The sequence below is a fragment of the Psychrobacter sp. ANT_WB68 genome (genome assembly GCF_008369115.1).
In the GTDB taxonomy this organism is placed as follows: domain Bacteria; phylum Pseudomonadota; class Gammaproteobacteria; order Pseudomonadales; family Moraxellaceae; genus Psychrobacter.
Genome location: NZ_VOAZ01000002.1, coordinates 632,244 through 650,245, shown reverse-complemented (window position 1 = coordinate 650,245; position 18,002 = coordinate 632,244). Strand labels below are relative to the sequence as shown.

General features: G+C 43.1%; 12 protein-coding genes. 7 read left to right on the top strand and 5 right to left on the bottom strand.

What is annotated here, in order from left to right; genetic code table 11:
• Window positions 1–343: 343 nt before the first annotated feature.
• A complete protein-coding gene (locus FQ084_RS07875; protein WP_262880693.1) occupies window positions 344–1,888 on the bottom strand; it encodes a sensor histidine kinase in 1,545 nt (514 codons plus the stop codon).
• Between the two features lie 14 nt (window positions 1,889–1,902).
• Window positions 1,903–2,589, bottom strand: a complete 687-nt coding sequence (locus FQ084_RS07870; RefSeq protein WP_149490076.1) for a response regulator transcription factor — start codon at window positions 2,587–2,589, stop codon at window positions 1,903–1,905.
• A gap of 329 nt (window positions 2,590–2,918) precedes the next feature.
• On the opposite strand from FQ084_RS07870, the gene FQ084_RS07865 reads away from it, so the two are divergent.
• Window positions 2,919–3,449 carry a Spy/CpxP family protein refolding chaperone gene (locus FQ084_RS07865; RefSeq protein ID WP_149490075.1) on the top strand — a complete coding sequence of 177 codons (531 nt, stop codon included), beginning with the start codon at window positions 2,919–2,921 and terminating at the stop codon, window positions 3,447–3,449.
• A 553-nt stretch (window positions 3,450–4,002) separates the two neighbouring features.
• On the opposite strand, the gene FQ084_RS07855 is transcribed toward FQ084_RS07865, so the two are convergent.
• From FQ084_RS07855 to FQ084_RS07845, 3 genes are all read right to left on the bottom strand, one after another.
• On the bottom strand, window positions 4,003–5,727 hold the full coding sequence (locus tag FQ084_RS07855) for a hypothetical protein (RefSeq protein ID WP_149490073.1): 1,725 nt from the start codon (window positions 5,725–5,727) through the stop codon (window positions 4,003–4,005).
• Between the two features lie 83 nt (window positions 5,728–5,810).
• On the bottom strand, window positions 5,811–7,745 hold the full coding sequence (locus tag FQ084_RS07850) for a hypothetical protein (RefSeq protein ID WP_149490072.1): 1,935 nt from the start codon (window positions 7,743–7,745) through the stop codon (window positions 5,811–5,813).
• A gap of 197 nt (window positions 7,746–7,942) precedes the next feature.
• Window positions 7,943–8,377: a hypothetical protein gene (locus FQ084_RS07845; protein ID WP_149490071.1), complete on the bottom strand. Its 435-nt coding sequence runs from the start codon at window positions 8,375–8,377 to the stop codon at window positions 7,943–7,945.
• A 173-nt stretch (window positions 8,378–8,550) separates the two neighbouring features.
• Between FQ084_RS07845 and ggt the strand changes: the two genes are divergently transcribed.
• From ggt to FQ084_RS07815, 6 genes are all read left to right on the top strand, one after another.
• A complete protein-coding gene (gene ggt / locus FQ084_RS07840; RefSeq protein ID WP_262880692.1) occupies window positions 8,551–10,497 on the top strand; it encodes a gamma-glutamyltransferase in 1,947 nt (648 codons plus the stop codon).
• A 306-nt stretch (window positions 10,498–10,803) separates the two neighbouring features.
• A complete protein-coding gene (locus FQ084_RS07835; RefSeq protein WP_149490070.1) occupies window positions 10,804–12,051 on the top strand; it encodes an NAD(P)/FAD-dependent oxidoreductase in 1,248 nt (415 codons plus the stop codon).
• A gap of 296 nt (window positions 12,052–12,347) precedes the next feature.
• Complete coding sequence (gene dnaE / locus FQ084_RS07830) at window positions 12,348–16,070, top strand: DNA polymerase III subunit alpha (RefSeq protein ID WP_149490069.1); 3,723 nt, start codon at window positions 12,348–12,350, stop codon at window positions 16,068–16,070.
• Window positions 16,071–16,125: 55 nt separating this feature from the next.
• Entirely contained in the window at window positions 16,126–16,503 is a 378-nt protein-coding gene (locus tag FQ084_RS07825) for an Hpt domain-containing protein (protein ID WP_149490068.1), read from the top strand.
• Window positions 16,503–17,405: an RNA methyltransferase gene (locus tag FQ084_RS07820; protein WP_149490067.1), complete on the top strand. Its 903-nt coding sequence runs from the start codon at window positions 16,503–16,505 to the stop codon at window positions 17,403–17,405. The genes FQ084_RS07825 and FQ084_RS07820 overlap by 1 nt, the downstream gene beginning before the upstream one ends.
• Window positions 17,406–17,505: 100 nt before the next feature.
• Complete coding sequence (locus tag FQ084_RS07815) at window positions 17,506–17,949, top strand: YtoQ family protein (protein WP_149490066.1); 444 nt, start codon at window positions 17,506–17,508, stop codon at window positions 17,947–17,949.
• Window positions 17,950–18,002: the final 53 nt, after the last annotated feature.

Sequence of the window (18,002 nt, the reverse complement as noted above, 5' to 3'; positions counted from 1 at the left end):
GAATAAAAATAATCAAATAAAACGCCTATAAAGTTTACATAAACGCCGTTTTTATAATGAAATGTAACTGTTATTAGAACTTAGGAAACAGGTAGGTTTTATATTGTATGTTTATTATTACTCTCTATATATGATTATTAATGAATATATAGAGAGTATCAATACCGTTCGTCGGCTATTTTATACCGTTAATCTTATATATATCAAAAAATGAATATAAAAGAACTCTGAATACTACAAATCATGAATACTTCACCCATTACTGCAAATTTTATGATACAAAATCGTAAGGTTATTACGACAATTTAATATCAAACAATAGCTGAATCGGCTTTTAGCTAATCTATTCAACAGGCAGTATAATCTCAACCACCAATCCTTGAATACCGTCTTGGCGATTATAAACACTGATTTGACCTTTATGAGCGAGGATAACCGCGTGAACGATTGCTAAGCCCAATCCGTATCCGCCCGTTTCGCGATGGCGCGCACTATCAAGCCGTACAAAAGGCTGAAAAATGCGCTCTAAATCTTTTTCTGCTACCCCGCCACCCTCGTCTGTGATGCTAATTGTAATGGCATCTCTTTTATTATCTAATTGTGTTTTTATCAATTCAGCAGTGACGGTTGAACCTGAAGCGGTGTGCATAAAAGCATTACGAATGATATTTTCAAAGGCACTATGCAACTGTTCTTGATTGCCAAGCACTGTCAAAGACACGACAGTTGATGGTGATAATAAAGCATCGGGCGGCGTCCATTGCCAGCGCACATTTTTATGCTGAAACTCAAAACAGACGTCGTTACCAATTTCAGTGATAATATCAACCATATCCACGGCTTCGTTTTCTAAATTATCGACGGTATATTGCTGCATTTGTAGCGATTGAATATGAATAATTTGCTCAATCAGCTCATTCATTCGTGCGGATTCTTTATCGATACGGTCGAGATAGCGACTGGCATTGGGCGCAAAATCACGGGTCAGCTCAGTAGCAACATCAAGACGTGCCAATGGCGAGCGTAGCTCATGAGAGATATCACTTAACATCTGTTTGCGCGCCAGCTCACTGTCTGCCAATCGCGTCGATAGCAGAGCCACATCTTTTGCCAATAAGCCTAGCTCATCAGAGCCCAATTCTGATAAATTGGGATTGGCCTCATAGTTGCCATCAATCATACGATGCACAGCATGTTGTACCCGACCAATGCGCCGAGTCAGTGTACGACTGAGCCAAAAGCAAACCAAAATACTAAAGACAATAATCAGTAGCAAACGTACGGTAAAATTACCGCGTTGCAGCGCCAAGACGTCAGCAAAACGCAGATGCGGACGCAATTGTATAATGGCAGTTTGGCCGTCTGGTAAACTTACTGTTAAATCTGCCAGTTCTGGACGATTATTGGGGTCAAAAATCACTTCCCTATTAGGCATTGTTGGATGCAGGATTTCATTAAGAATAGAAGGCTTCTCATAGACTCTGTCGTTTTTATCATTGTAGGCTTTACGATTGTCAGACATACGATTTGATGGCAAGGCATACTCCACTTCCTGCCCATTTTTTTGACGCTCCTCCCTATAACGATAGCGCGGAAAAATAATAGCGCCCTGCTCATCATAAATCCTGATTTGACTCATCAACCGTCGGTCTTGCCGATACAGCTGCCTGACTGCCAATAAATCGCCAGCTTGTAGCGCCTCAACCACTTCTTGGCGCTTAAGTAAAAGACTGTCAATTTGCACATCCATCCGAGTGCTTAACTCTTTGCCATTGAGCCAGCGTTCTACCATGACAGAGATGATAGAAGTGATGAGCACTGTCAATAGCAGACTCAGAAATAACCGCCAAAATAGAGTGATTCGTATTTTAAATGTAGGTATATGCATCGATGAGTCCGTCATTACAGCACCAGCTGATAGCCTTTTCCACGAACCGCTTTGATAGACTCATGATGAAAAGGCTGAAGTTTTTTGCGCAAGCGTGACACATGCACATCAAGACTGCGATCAAACGGCTGTAATTCACGCTGTAAGACATTTTGTGAGAGCCATGCTTTACTCACCACCTCGCCTTTTTGTTTGAGTAGCGCCACCAACAAATCAAATTCCGTACCGGTGACTTGTAACTCGACGCCATCTATTTGACAAATACGCTGATTTTGATCCAAATGCAAACGGCTATCTGGTAAGGGCGTGTGCTCTGATGAAGCAGCATTGGTACGTTTAATCACCGCGTTAATACGTGCCAGCAGCTCACGCGGGTTGCAAGGCTTAGTAATATAATCATCTGCGCCAAGCTCCAGCCCAATAATGCGATCAATCTCCTCGCCTTTTGCAGTCAACATGATGACGGGGATATCGCTGATAGCGGGCAGCTGACGTAGGACACTCAGCCCATCTATCTTTGGCATCATAATGTCCAGCACCAATAAATCATAAGGCAAACTATTCTGCATCGCAGTCTTTAACCGCTCTATGACCGCTTCACCATCATGAACACAGTCACAGCGAATATCGTGATTATTCAAATATTCTTGCAACAGTTGGGTCAACTCTTCGTCATCGTCACCCAATAAAATATTTGGCATATCTATCCTCTCCACCCTCTTGCAGCTTACTCATATTATTATTTATAACATGCCATAGTATGGTGCATATTATCAGGCAAGCGCCCATCAATGCGCCACAAACGTTACCTTTCTTAATATTTCATAAATGTTCGTAACTTCTAGCTGTCGTATGATAGTGCCTATCAGCAACAAACACTGATGACAAGTAGTGATTGGCAGTACTAACTAGCAGCATGGGGAATACTGATTAATAGTGGCTATCCGGGACACTTGACCATCATTACTTATCAGATAAAAACCACTTTTCACAATAAATAACGTTTGCACCATAATTTAAGGTAATAATGATGAAAAAATTATTCATGGGCTCAGTACTCGCGATATCTAGCATCTTAACTGTTACGGGCTGTACCAGTGTTAATGCCACTACCGATACCACGCCAGCAACAACCCAAATGCAAAAGCAGCATAAAGCTGGTATGAAAGAAGGCATGCACAAAGGCGACATGAGAGGCCCAATGTCACAGCTAGATTTGACAGCGACGCAGCAGGCGCAAATCAAAGCCATTATGCAAGAAAAATATAGTGGTCACAAAAACGATCGCACAAAATATCAAGCAGAACGTGCGCAAATGCAACAACAAATGCAGACGTTGACCAATGCCAAAACCTTAGACACAGTAGCACTCAACCGTCTTGCGGATCAGCAAGCAGCGAAAACCAAGCAGCGCTTTATTGAAAGCGTCCAAACTCAACACGCTATCTCTCAAATACTGACCCCTGAACAGCGTCAAAAAATGGCGCAATTAAAATCAGAGAGAAAAGCAAAAGGTCATCATGGTTCAAAACAGCGTAAGATGCATAACCAAGCGCAGTAAGATAAAATATCGAGCATATAATTAGAAAACATTAGTTAGATAAAGTACAGCCATTAAAAAGCGCAGCGATTAATCGCTGCGCTTTTTTGATTTCAAATGCTTTCTTTATAGGATTAATTACACCCAAATTGGTTGCATGAGTAATTAAAGCTATTTCCATCACTATCGCTACCATTATGGTAAGTAGAAGACCCAATCTGGCGAGAAGATTTGTTCCAAGAACTCCCATTAGCACTAGTGCCATTAGTATATGAAGTATCCCCAATTCTATTTGTATTCTGGCTCCAATTACTTCCCGTATTGCTATTATAACCAGACGTATAGGTTGTATTTCCTATTCTACTATTCGTATACGAGTTCCCACTTGCATCAGAGCATGTCGAAAATGTCGAGCTTCCAATGCATCCTGCCTGTGCTGAGCTACAAGTAATTACAGCAAAGATAATACCCACTAAATACTGTTTCATATCTATCCTTTTTAATTTAAATAATGTTTCTATTTATAAGAAACCATCTAACTCTTTAATTACTTTAAAAAATAAAACCCATTTTCTTAATCCATTGAGCCCAAGCGCTGTTTATACATCGGTAGCATACTAAATAACATTTTGCCCATCGTTGTACCATTACCTTGGCGGTAATACTCCGCAAGCTCAATGCTATACTCTTTTAAATCGATACTGTTGCTAGCATTTGGCACCTGACTGTCACTGGCTAAATTGGGAAACGCCTTATCTTGCGCGCGGATAGACATGTATTGAGTGAGCGCATCAATAACGAGACTATTTTTTTCAGTGGCGTCGTTACTGGCTTTGGTCGGAAGATAATGGCGGCTATGCTGCCATTGCAGTTGCCCTCCTTTACTAAAACCATATAACTCTTGTACAGGCAGATTTGATCTTGATATAGGTAAGGTAGTCTCTTGAGTTTTTAGCACTTTGTCATCAGCAAAACCTTTCATTTTTAATAAAACTTGTTTGACTATCGATTTACTGGTGATTTTATTATCCGCAGGATAAATGTCATCTTGCGTATCAGAGACACTTTGCGTTATAAGCTCAGGGTATTGCTGAGTGATGAGTTTATAGAATGTGCCCATATAGTCTTTATATGCCTGTTCATCACTAGCACTACTTTGTACACGGCGAATGATTTTTTCGCTATTGAGCATTGGTACTAGCTGCTGCTCAGGTAATTTGGGTGACAGCGCCGTCAAAATATTTGGAGCGATAAAATCAAACTGGCTCACATCAGCCTTTGCATAGACACTGTCTTCTGCTTGAATGTGGCTTTTTATTACGGCACGACCAAAATCCTTCGGTAACGTACCGTCATCAAGGGCTATTTTCAACCATTTATTTTTCCATTTGGTACCTAATTTATCATCAGCAAGCTTCGAGGTGAGCAAGGCAAAATTGTCTGCCCATAAATACAGGCTACCAGTTTTAAAATCGACATAGATAGGCTGATTGATACTGGTGCGATGGTTACGCGCTGAATACTGCACACTACCTAGCATGGTAAACTTGCCAGCCAGCGGCTGATAAACTCCCTGCACATTCATAGACAATGGCTTTAGCAGATAAGCATCTAGTAATTGTGATTTTTTGATATCTAGTTTACTTGTCTTACTCTCATATTCATTAAATAGCTTCTCATAATATGGTGAGACAGAGGCAGTCGTAACGCTGGCGTCACTAGCGGAATCCATCTCAGACGCTATCGGCGCCATTTCTGCTACCGCATCTACAACGTCCTCAGCCGCCACATCCACGCTATAGGCGTCACTATCATAGTGAGCGTCTCTCCATGCTTCATAAGCATCCACACATGCTAAGTAAGACTGTTTGAGTGCATGACGCTGAGGCTCGTAATCAATCGACGTAATAGCTTTATTTTGTGCTTCTGATTTTGTTAATAAAGCTGCATAAGCTTGATCATGGTTATCCTCGCAATAGCTATCGACATATTCTGAGGTTACCAGTTGCGTGCTATCAATGGTTGTAAACTGCTGCTCATTAACAATCTCAACATTACTATGATAAGCAAAAGACTGCCGACGCTGCTGCTGTAGCGCGGTTGCTAATGCGGCCTTCGCAACGCTTGGCGTATTATCTGCAGGCAAGTTTTTTGATTGACTCAGATTGACAGATTGGCAACCTGTTATCAGTAGTGTACTGGCTACTAACGTACTTACTGTTATCATTGATTTAGAGGATAATACGCTCATTTTTTCTGGTTTTTTAATAATAGATAATGCCACATTTAATTTTTTCATTTTTTCTATCCTTGGAAGGCGTTATATTTTTCTAAACATAGTGCAACGATGACTGACCCTGAAAATATATCAGTGACAATATATCAGTGACTATCATCAAACGAGATTGCCTCATCTGCTGTGTCTGTGACATCATAATCGGTATAATCAGCAATCGCCTCAGTCGCTTCTACATAGTCATAACGCGCATCACGTGCCATCTCTAACCTCTCTTTTTGCTGGCGCTGTTTTGCCAGCCAAGCATTGCCATCAATAGCTGCTGACGCCTTTGCACCAAAAGACTGCTCCAATAGCGGCATTAACGGATGCTTATTGAAGCTGGCACTATCATAAAGCGTTTGATTCAATACGGTATTTTGTGAACCAAAAAAGTCACTACCAATATTAAGCCGTTGCTGTTTTGCCAGTAGGTGGTCTGAATCATCTAAATAATAGTAGTTGATATGATTAAAAGAGATAGGGCTAACCGCTTCGATTAGCTGTAGTAACGAACCAACGTCTGCACTTTGATAGCCTTTGTTATAGAGCTCAAGCCTAGCAATCTCAGTTTTTAATATACTGTCATCAGGATAGCTATTAGGATTCTCATCGATATACTTTTGTAGCGAACGTGAGATATTTTTAATCATTTTGCCTAGCATCTCACCACTTTGCTTGCTGCCGAAGTAAACTTTGATGGCTCTATTGGCGCCTACTTGCTTGGCAAAGGTATCATCGCGTATATCAACCGCGCTGAAGTACTCTGGTTCAAGCTCTGCCATGCTGTTTTGTAGCGCCGCAATGACGGCATCATAAATCACCGCCGAAGGTATCTGCGAGCTAATAGCTTCAGGTAAACCAAAGTTTATGGTGTGTGAGCTCATTTGCGTCGGTAGTGGTGCATGCTCAGGATTGGCCAATGCCAGGATAGGTAACAATGCCGATGGATCGACAGTGAGTGCACTTTTGTTAAAATCAAGTGCAATGGGTAATTGAATCGATGAGCTGATCGTTGGTGCTACATAATCATAGCTGTATACGCTCTGTAGCTGCTTTTGCTGCGGTTTATAATGACTGACACTATTCACCGTGAGATATTGATAGTGATAATTGTTTATTGCCTCAATTTGCTGTGGCGTACGGATAAACATATTAACAAGCTGGGTTAGCATTCCAGGATAAGTGCGAGCGGCGTTGTCATCTTGAGTGCCATTTGCAGCTTTGCTCGCTTGCATATTTTCGTATTCACTGAGGAAACCGCGAAAGTCCATGCTACGGATTCTCGATGACAAATCCCGGTTATTGTAGTCACTGTCGCTGTTATTATCATAATCGCTTGCACTTTCATCATCGCTACTATCTTGAGAATTACCATATTCATCATAGCCATACTCGTCATATGATAGTACTTCAGTTGCAGCTGCTTCCTCTACTTCGACTGCACTATCTTCTTCATTATAGCTACCAGTAGCATTATCCATCTCACTATCTTCTCCAATCGCATCAGCCGCTTCTTCGTATTCACTATAATCATCTATTTCTGTATTTTTAGAGAGATACAGCTCAAGCAGCGTTCTAAAAAAACTGCTGGATCCAGCATCAATACTACCGGCTTTAATAAAGGGAATAGAATGATAATTAGCTTTTGAGACAGCCACGTGCTCGCCAGCTAAGTGCTGACGAATAGCACTAAGTAGACGGGTCTTGGCTTGCGTTTCCATATTGGGGTTTTTGCTTTGATCAAACAGCTGTTGATACTGCTCTGCATTAGCATTTAATTGACTGCTAAAGGCTTGAGATTGAGCTTGGTTACGACCGCTATCTGCAACACTAAAATCTATAGTCGTGGCAGGTGTTTGGCTCGACTGCGGCAACGCTGTATTTGTCTGACAGCCCATCAGTATAGTCGTGGCGCTAGCGGCGGTAAACGCATAGATAGCCAGTTTTATAGGATGATTTTTACAGATAATCGATGATTGTACAACTGACGCTTGAGAGTCATACGCTAAGGTGCGTTTTTTAGAAGTAAGCTGCCCCATAAAAATCCCTTTATTTGATAAAAACAGACAATGATAACTTTAGTCATTATTCTGTTATTTATAACATAAAAGGTTACATTTTAGGAAAGATACAGAAATATTTTAATGAAATTTTTATAATTACTCTTATATTCGAGAAAACAAAAAAGCGCTATCCGATAAGATAGCGCTGCATATTAAATAAGCATTAAAGACATTTACCATAAACGGATATGTTCTTTACCATCATCATTGATAATGACCAAACCTTTTGAAAAATCTATATTTTGGCGAGCGTTTTTAATCGTTCTATAATTATAGCTTTTACGGTCTGCTAAATTGATGAGCTCATACACTTCATCGCCACCTATATCTACATAACGGCTACTGTCACCATCTGGCCATTTGATAGTCAATAATGGCAGATATTCATCAGCACCAAGAATCCGTTTAGATCTAGAATCCTTTGAAGAATTAATAGTTGAGGTTGTTACCAAGCATTTTTTGCTGGCAATTTTAAGTTTATAAGCACAATTAAAATAACCTGGCCCATTATTAGTAGACATAAACTCTTCAATAGTCGGCGAAGCTTGTACTTGGGCAGCGCTAAATGCAAAAGCTAAGCCAACGCTCACAGCCATTAACCTTTTCATAGTCATCTCCATCGTTCTAATAAACATATGTAAGTGATATAACTTGATTCTCATGCTATCTTATTATTTTAAGCAATGCGACCGTTTTTATAAGAACGGTCGATAAGTTTGTCTCATAACGAATAATCATCAGATAACTTTACTTCTAACCCACTCGTAAAAAGGAATTTGCGATGCAAAACTCAGCACTAAAAAACAAAATAGACGCTCCTCATAGCAACCTTCAAGCTAGAGCAAAGATTAAAGCGGCTATCTTGTTAATCAGTAGTACGTTTTTAGTCTCATTATCCGCTCATGCTGCTGAGCCGATGGCCAATACAAAAAATACTATCAACTCGACTTCAATCAATACCAATGCAATTAATCTTGCAATTATGGCAGAGAACCCTACCATATTGTCTGAAACGCAGCGCGTTACACGAGCGAAAACCAACACGCTCACGCCTAAAAAAATCCAAGCCAAAACAGATCAAGCCATCTATTCTGAAGATGCTATTCACCACCCTGTTTGGGCAAAAAACGGTATGGTCGCAAGCCAAGAAGCAATGGCTTCTGATATTGGACTAAAGATTTTAAAAGAGGGCGGTAATGCCGTTGACGCCGCTGTAGCGGTTGGTTTTGCTCTAGCAGTCACATTGCCGCGAGCTGGCAATATCGGCGGCGGTGGTTTTATGATGGTTTATGATGCCAAACAAGGTAAAACCGTGGCGCTCGATTATCGTGAAAAAGCCCCCAGTAGCGCCTCACGCGATATGTATCTTGATAAGGATGGCAACGCCGTCAGCGACTTATCTCAATATCATGGCTTAGCCGTTGGTGTACCGGGTACAGTTGCAGGCTTACTCAAAGCATTAGAAGATCACGGCACAATGAGCCGCGGGCAAGTGATGGCGCCAGCGATTGCACTGGCAGAGAAAGGTATCGTGGTAACACCTGGACTATCTGAATCACTAGAAGCGTTAAGCGAGCGCATGCAAAAATGGCCTAGCACCAAAAAGATATTTTTTAAAGCTGATGGCAGCGCTTATAAACCGGGTGAGCGCTTAAAACAGCCTGAGCTTGCCCATTCGCTAAAACTGATTGCAGCCAAAGGGGCTGATGGATTTTATAAAGGGGAAACGGCACGTAAATTGGTTAAAGCGGTCAATGATGCTGGTGGCAATATGAGTTTGCAGGACTTGGCAAATTATGAAGCCATCGCTCGCGTGCCCGTTAAAGGTGATTATCGTGGTTATGAGATTGTCTCAATGCCACCACCGTCTTCTGGCGGTATTCATATTGTGCAGATTTTAAACATTTTGGAAGGTTATCCGCTAAAAGACTATGGTCAAAATAGCGCGCAAACCATTCATTTGATGGCTGAGGCTATGCAGCTTGCTTATGCCGATCGTTCTGAGTATTTGGGTGATTCTGATTTTATCGATGTTCCTGCCAGCGGGTTAACCTCACAAGCTTATGCCGATAAACTGCGCGCGTTAATCAATCCAAATAAAGCCACACCAGCGTCGACCATAAAAGCCAATAACCCTCTACCGTACGAGAGCGATCAAACCACGCACTTCTCTATTGTTGATAAAGACGGCAACGCGGTCGCCAATACTTATACACTGAACTTCTCTTATGGTACTGGGCTTGTCGCTGAAGGTACGGGTATCCTGCTCAATAATGAGATGGATGATTTTTCTGCCAAGCCTGGCGTACCCAATGGCTATGGTTTAATCGGCGGCGATGCAAATGCGGTTGAAGCGAATAAACGTCCGTTGTCTTCGATGAGTCCAACAATCGTATTTAAAGACAGCAAACCTTATATCGTCACGGGCAGCCCAGGTGGTAGCCGCATCATCACAACCGTCACGCAATTGATATCCAACGTCATCGACCATGATATGAATATCGCTGAAGCTACGCATGCACCGCGGATTCATGACCAATGGCTACCCGATGAGATTCGTATCGAAAAAGCACTGAATGTCGATACGATTAAAAAACTTGAATCAATGGGACATAAGATCAGTCCGCAGTCAGCTATGGGTTCAACACAGTCGATTATGATGACGCCAAATGGTGTCTATGGTTCTTCAGACCCACGTATTGTCGATGCGGCAGTGGTCGGCTATTGATTTGATTTTACAGTAAATGTATCTGGTAAAACTGAGTGGGCGATATTCCCATAAATTATTTGAACTGCCGGCTAAAATAGCCGCCCTTCAACGATATTTGATTAACAGCTGTCTATCTCAGTTATGTAAATAGCGCTCATTTTCTTAATCCATTGAACTGGGCGTGTCGTCATTTTTATCCCCATTTTTAAAATGAAGGCACGCCCTAAGGTTATTGGTTTTAGCTAGATGACCGTTATAACACCAGTTACTCCTTCCTCCTTAATCAGTGCATGAGCACTTTTAGAATTTTCACAGAGAACGTTTATGGACACCCCAAACTTCGATTTACATATCATCGGTGGCGGTATTATTGGTCTGGCAACTGCAGTGACATTACAAGCACGAGGTGTAAAGGTCACTCTACTAGAGGCAAATGAAGTTGGACAAGGTGCCTCATTTGGTAATGCAGGACATATCGCGCCAGAGCATGTATTCCCGATTGCCGATGCCAGTATGCTCCGTCATATTCCAGCTATGTTATTGAATCCAACAGGTCCACTGCGCATAGATTGGCGCTATCTGCCACGCTTGACGCCTTGGGCCATTCAGTTACTAATGAATATGCGCCCTGAACCATTTGCTCGTATTCATCAGGCGCTATTAAGCTTAAATGATAATTGCCTACAAGCATGGTTAGACTTCGCCCAGCAGTGGCAGTTAGACGATTGGATAAAAGTGAAAGGCTCGTTATTAACAGTCGAGAAGACTAGTAGTTTAGACTCTCTGAAGACCCATGGCAGACGTCTTAATGATGTCGGCGTAGCTAATGAGTTGTTGACGAAAGAGAGCTTATTAGAGCGTGAACCTGCCTTACAAGATAACCAGTTAGCGGCGTTATTCTTCCCAAATACAGGCCATATCACCAACTTAACAGCAGTCATCAACCAGCTTAGCATCACATTTAGACAATTAGGCGGTCACATTATTGAACATTGCCGTGTCTTTGAAGCGAAGACTAACGTTGAAGGCATCCATTTAACGACCAACCAAGGTGATATGGTAGCTTCCAAGGTGATGTTGTCGGCCGGGGCTCATTCTAAAATATTGGCCAAACAGCTAACAGGCGTCAATGTTCCTTTAGACACCGAACGTGGTTATCACTTAATGCTACCGCACGAAAACGCACGTTTACAGATGCCTGTAACCAGTCTAGATCGGCGCTTTGTGATGACACCGATGCAAGAAGGTCTACGCTTGGCGGGCACAGTGGAATATGCGGGACTTGAAGCCCCTGCTAATATGCAACGGGCACACATCCTCTTACAACACGCGCAGCCCATGTTAAAAACGCCATTAAATTCGGTTGATAATGCGCCATGGATGGGCTTTCGACCATCGACCTCAGACTCCTTACCGGTTATCGATAATATTGAGCACGTGTTTTTAAATTTTGGCCATCAGCATTTAGGGCTGACGCAAGCGGTTGTTAGCGCACAAATGATCGCGGCATACTATTTTGATGAAGCGCACGCTATCGACCCAAAACCCTATCAACTTGCCCGCTTTATATAAACAGCTGATTAGCCGGTTATCAATCAAAAAACCAATGATGGCATCTTTGATTACCATAGTTTAGGGATGAGCAAACCCACTATCAATATCTCTCATCCCACTCTTAGTCGCTGAATCAGTGGCTGTTACTGGCAAAGAATGCTATTATTATCCGTTAAGATTAGAAGGCTTAAACCAAGCAATTAACCGCTTATCGCAGCATAAACACTGCTAAAGCTTCGTGTATTAGCTTGCGCTGTCTTCTGACCTTCTCTCTTAGCACCACACCCTTTTGATCGCATCCGTAAGAGTCCTCTATGGCATTTGTACACCTTGGCATCCACAGCGAATATTCAATTACCGATTCTATCGTGCGTATAAAGCCGCTTATCAAAGCGGCGGCAGCAGACAATCAAAGCGCGTTGGCGTTGACCGATTTATCCAACCTGTATGCCACGGTGAAGTTTTATCGCGCCTGCTTAGGTGCGGGCATCAAGCCAATTATCGGCAGTGAAATCATTATGGATAATGAAGACACGCGGTTGGTATTGTTGGCGATGGACAATGAAGGCTATCAAAATATCACTCGTATCGTATCGCTTGGCTTTACCGAAGGGCGGGCCGATGCTGCCAATCATGGTGTGCCGGTTGTTCAACGTCGCCATGTTTTAGAGCACGCGGTAGGTGTCATAGTTTTATTTACTGAAAAATCCGATGTTGGTCAAGCATTGGTCGGCTCCATGCCAGAAAAAGCCGACGAGCTGCTTTCGGAGTGGCAAGCAAAATTTGATGACCGCTTATACTTTGCTATCAAACGCACCAATCGCTCAGGTGAAGACGCTTTTATTAAAGCAGCTATTCACGCAGGTGCCAAGCATCGCATTCCTATCATTGCTCATAATGATGTGCGCTTTTTAGAGCAAGACGATTTTGATGCCCATGAAGCGCGCGTCTGTATCGCAGGCTCGTACGTACTTGCCGACCCCAATCGTCCGCAGACCTATTCCGATGCTCAGTACTTAAAAACTCAAATGCAAATGCAGCAATTATTTGCTGATATTCCGCAGGTGATCGACAATACTTTGCGCCTAGCAACCCGCTGTAATGTGACCTTGACGCTTGGCATTAACGTCTTGCCTGACTTCCCTGTTCCTGAAGGCGAAACGATTGAATCTTTCTTTCGCTTAGAGTCGCAGCGCGGGCTTGAAAATCGCTTAGACAAACTATTTCCCATTGAGGAACGCGGTGATAACTGGAACGACTTTCGCCAAAAGTACGATGAGCGTTTAGAGTATGAGCTAAAGGTTATCCTCTCAATGGGCTTTCCCGGCTACTTCCTTATCGTTATGGATTTTATCCGCTGGGCAAAAGCCAATGGCGTACCCGTAGGCCCCGGTCGTGGTTCCGGTGCAGGCTCGCTGGTCGCTTATGCGCTCAACATCACTGACCTCGACCCTATTCACTATGACTTATTATTTGAGCGCTTCTTAAATCCTGAGCGTGTCTCAATGCCCGATTTCGATATTGACTTTTGTATTGAAGGGCGCGACCGTGTTATTGATTATGTGGCGCAAACTTATGGTCGTGAAGCAGTCTCGCAAATCATTACCTTTGGTACGATGGCAGCAAAAGCAGTGGTACGAGATGTGGCACGTGCACAAAGTAAATCCTACTTCCTTGCGAGTAAGATGTCGAAACTCATTCCCAAGACACCGGGAATCACACTGAGTCAAGCGCTTGAACAAGAACCACAGCTCAAAGACTTAATCTCCAATCCTGATAATATGGATTATGAAGATGCTATCGAAGTGTGGGAGATGGCCATTAAGCTTGAAGGCATTTGCCGGAACGTCGGTAAACATGCCGGCGGTGTGTTGATTGCACCGCACAAAATTACCGATTTTAGCGCCATTTATTGTGATGACGAAGGTCATCGTGTCAGCCAATTTGATAAAGATGATGTCGAAGCGGTTGGGCTGGTCAAGTTCGATTTCTTGGGTCTGCGTAACTTAACGGTGATTAATGCGGCTGTCGAAAATATCAACCTGCGCCGCGCAAAAGAAGGCAAGGATGCACTGGTATTAGAAGACCTGCCACTAGATGATAAAAAAGCCTATAAGTTATTGCAAGATGCTAAGACCACTGCCGTCTTTCAGTTAGAAAGTATGGGCATGAAAAAGTACTTAGCAAAATTACAACCGACCAATATCGAGGACGTTATCGCCATGTGTGCGCTCTATCGCCCGGGCCCGCTCGATGCAGGTATGGTAGATATGTATATCGACCGTAAGCATGGTCGTGAGGAAGTCATTTATGACCATCCAAACCTTGAGCCTATTTTAGAAAATACCAACGGCGTTATTGTCTATCAAGAACAGGTCATGCAAATCTCGCAGGTGATGGCAGGCTATAGCTTGGGCGGCGCGGATATGCTACGCCGAGCCATGGGTAAAAAGAAACCTGAAGAAATGGCTAAGCAGCGTGATATCTTTATCACGGGTGCGACGGCGCAAGGTATTGATGAGGCAACGTCAGGCGGCGTCTTTGACTTGATGGAAAAGTTCGCCGGTTACGGCTTTAACCGCTCGCATTCGGCTGCTTATGGCGTACTGGCTTATCAGACCGCTTACCTAAAACAATACTACCCTGCCGAATTTATGGCAGCGGTACTAACTTCAGACATGAACAATACCGATAACGTGGTTTTCTTCATTAATGATTGCCGTGAAAACTTTGATTTAACCGTCGTTAATCCATCAGTGAATCGTAGTGAATGGCATTTCGTCGCCGACACCCCGACCAATATTATTTATGGATTGGGGGCGATTAAAGGCGTTGGTGAAGGTGCAGTTGAGTCTATCGTTGAAGCGCGCCGCCGTGAAGGACCTTTTAAAGATTTATATGACTTCTGTCGCCGAGTAGATATCAAAAAAGTCAATAAACGCACGCTTGAAGCATTGGTTAGTGCCGGCTGTTTTGATGATTTTGCAGCGACATTGCGACCTGACTTACCAGCCGATGAAGCTTACGAGATTCGCGGTGCACTAATGAGTCAGCTTCCAAGCGCCGTACAAGCCGCTGAACAAGACCGTCAAAATCGAGAAATCGGTATGATGGACTTGTTTGGTGAGCTGGATGGTGTCGTTGCTGCGCCGCCATTGGTTATGACGCCAGAGCTGATTTGGGGTGACAAACACCGTCTAAAAGCGGAGAAAAATACTCTAGGGCTCTATTTAACCGGACATCCTATCGATGAATATCGTGAGGAGCTAAAACGTTATACTTCAGGCGCACGTCTCGATAAGCTGACAGATACTGGCTATAACGGTAGCTGCTATTTTGCCGGTTTGATCATTGATATTGCCAATTTTGGCACTCGTAATGTCATTACCTTAGACGATGGGACGTCACGGTTAGAGGTCAGCTGTTATGCTGAGCGCTTTAACCGCGTGAAAGACCAACTAAAAATCGATGAAGTGGTGGTAATTAAAGGCAGTATTCGTGAGCGTGACGGACGCCTGTTTGCCCGCCTTGATAATGCCATGAGTATGGTGGATGCGCGCTTGCGTTGGCTCAAAAAAATCAGCATCAAAGTCCACGGTAGCGATATTAATCTGCTGACACGTATGCAGCCACTGCTTAAATCTGCTCAAGCAGACATCATCCCTGCACCGCGGTTGTCTTATAACGATGAGCAGGACGAGCAAGGTAATAATGGTGGCGGTGGTAACGGTGCGTATGACCCATCCATGGGTGGTAACTTATATGATGAAAATGGCAATGATTTATTGGCGCTAGAAAATGATATGAATCAAGACGCGCTGTATCAAAATAGCAATGGTTATGCCAATAATGCCCTTAGCAACACAGATGCCTCTATTAATGATAACTGCCTACCGCTTGGATTGAGCATTTATGAAGAGTTTGGTATTGCCAATGTGGGACTATCTGAACATTGGCGCATCTACCCTAACGATGACAACTTACAACAATTAAAGAGCATGGTTAGTGAAGATAACTTGCACTTTCATTATAGTTAACCTGACTGTTAGTTAACTGTCCTGCTTTAACTTTTACCATATTGGACACATGATCATGACTGACAACCCAGATAATAATATGAATACTAAAATTGACGAGATTATCAATAACGAGCAATTTGATGACATGCGTGACTTGTTAGAAGAAGACTTTGTCGATTTGATACAAGTGTATTTTACCGACAGTCAACAGCGCATTGCTGACTTAAGAAACGCTCAACAAAAAGGTGACAATGCCAATGGCTATGAGGTTGCTCATGCGCTAAAAGGTGCCAGTGTCAATTTGGGCGCGACCCAATTAACGCATCTTAGTGGGCAGTTGCAAGAAGCTTGCCGTGAGCGTCTTATCAGCGACCAAGCTGAACTGATTGAAGCAGTTGCATTGGCGTTACAACGGGTTGAGCAAGAAATTAACCAAAGATTGGGATTGTAATGAGTAAAGTTTCTTCCTCACTATTAGCAGCATCAGCCGTTCCTCATACGGTAAGCGACTATTTGTCTTGTTTGCAAATCGTCATGGTCAACACCACCCTACCTGCCAATATTGGTTCAGCAGCACGAGCCATGCACACCATGGGTTTATCGCGCTTGACCGTCGTTAATCCCAAGCTGCCTATTGATGAGACCAGTGTCTCTCATGCAGCAGGCGGCAATAATTTACTATCATCAGCCACTATTACACCGACGTTAGAATCTGCGATAGCGGATTGCCAGTTGGTATTTGCGGCCAGCAGTCGTAGCAGGCATTTACCGCGCCCTGTAGTGACGCCTACGCAAGCCGCCAAAATCATGTTTGACTTTATAGATAAGCAAATGGCTGTCGATGTGGTGGATAACAATGCAAACCCTCAACTGAGTGAAAACTCTCAACCTATAAGCAAGCCAAATATCGCCATTTTATTTGGTCGTGAAGACCGCGGTTTGACCAATGAAGAATTGGCTTACGCCGATTATCATATTCAAATTGATGCCAATCCAGCGTACCCCGTACTTAATGTTGCTTCAGCCGTCCAAGTCATTGCCAGCTTTATTTTTGCTTACGCGCAGACACATTGTCAAAAAGCGGATGATTTAGATACTGATATAAACGCTAGCATCCAACCGACGCTTGATGTGACCTTACGTCAACAATGGGATGAGCCAGCCATTACCCAGCAGCAACTGCAACAGCTGACTCATCGTACGACTGAACTGATGGTTCAACGTGGTTTGGCCGATAGCGACAATCTGAAATCTCTACCGTCGCGACTGTCACGACTGGGCTCACGCTTACAGCTTGATCAAAAAGAATATCAGCTATTGAGTGCATTGATTGCTAAGCTTTCAAAAGACTAAAGTTTCTAATGCGCAAAGTTTCAAGCATTGAGTGTTTGGCATTAGCAGCACTAGTAATGTTTTACAAGTTATATGATTTAATAATAAAAAGGAGTTAACAGTGAACTGGACTGTTTATTTATCTGGAGAGATACACAGCGACTGGCGCCAAAAAATCATGCAAGGCGCAAAAGAGCATGGTCTTGCTATTACCTTTACATCCGCCGTGACTGACCATGAAGCCAGCGACGCGGCTGGTGATGTGTTGGGTGAAAATGACAATGGATTCTGGCGCGACCATCAGTCATCAAAGGTGAATGCGATTCGTACCAAAAATATGATTCAAAAATGTGATATTGCCATCATTCGCTTTGGTGATAAATACAAACAGTGGAACGCCGCCTTTGACGCGGGCTACTGCGCCGCTTTGGGCAAGCCTTATATCACGCTACATGCTGAAGATATTATTCATCCACTAAAAGAAGTGGATGCGGCTGCAATGGCATGGGCGCAAACGCCTGAACAGGTTATCGAACTGCTAAAATATGTTACCAGTGACAGCTAAGTAACCTGTGCAAGTCACCTATGATTGTCTATAGGAAAATCGCCACTGCTTGG

What these genes read in the sequence shown, in the direction of transcription:
- FQ084_RS07825 (WP_149490068.1), top strand. Translation starts at nt 16,126, where the DNA reads ATGACTGACAACCCAGATAATAATATGAATACTAAAATTGACGAGATT.
- FQ084_RS07850 (WP_149490072.1), bottom strand. Translation starts at nt 7,745, where the DNA reads ATGGGGCAGCTTACTTCTAAAAAACGCACCTTAGCGTATGACTCTCAA.
- FQ084_RS07870 (WP_149490076.1), bottom strand. Translation starts at nt 2,589, where the DNA reads ATGCCAAATATTTTATTGGGTGACGATGACGAAGAGTTGACCCAACTG.
- FQ084_RS07820 (WP_149490067.1), top strand. Translation starts at nt 16,503, where the DNA reads ATGAGTAAAGTTTCTTCCTCACTATTAGCAGCATCAGCCGTTCCTCAT.
- FQ084_RS07875 (WP_262880693.1), bottom strand. Translation starts at nt 1,888, where the DNA reads ATGCATATACCTACATTTAAAATACGAATCACTCTATTTTGGCGGTTA.
- FQ084_RS07855 (WP_149490073.1), bottom strand. Translation starts at nt 5,727, where the DNA reads ATGAAAAAATTAAATGTGGCATTATCTATTATTAAAAAACCAGAAAAA.
- FQ084_RS07835 (WP_149490070.1), top strand. Translation starts at nt 10,804, where the DNA reads ATGGACACCCCAAACTTCGATTTACATATCATCGGTGGCGGTATTATT.
- FQ084_RS07845 (WP_149490071.1), bottom strand. Translation starts at nt 8,377, where the DNA reads ATGAAAAGGTTAATGGCTGTGAGCGTTGGCTTAGCTTTTGCATTTAGC.
- FQ084_RS07865 (WP_149490075.1), top strand. Translation starts at nt 2,919, where the DNA reads ATGAAAAAATTATTCATGGGCTCAGTACTCGCGATATCTAGCATCTTA.
- ggt (WP_262880692.1), top strand. Translation starts at nt 8,551, where the DNA reads ATGCAAAACTCAGCACTAAAAAACAAAATAGACGCTCCTCATAGCAAC.
- dnaE (WP_149490069.1), top strand. Translation starts at nt 12,348, where the DNA reads ATGGCATTTGTACACCTTGGCATCCACAGCGAATATTCAATTACCGAT.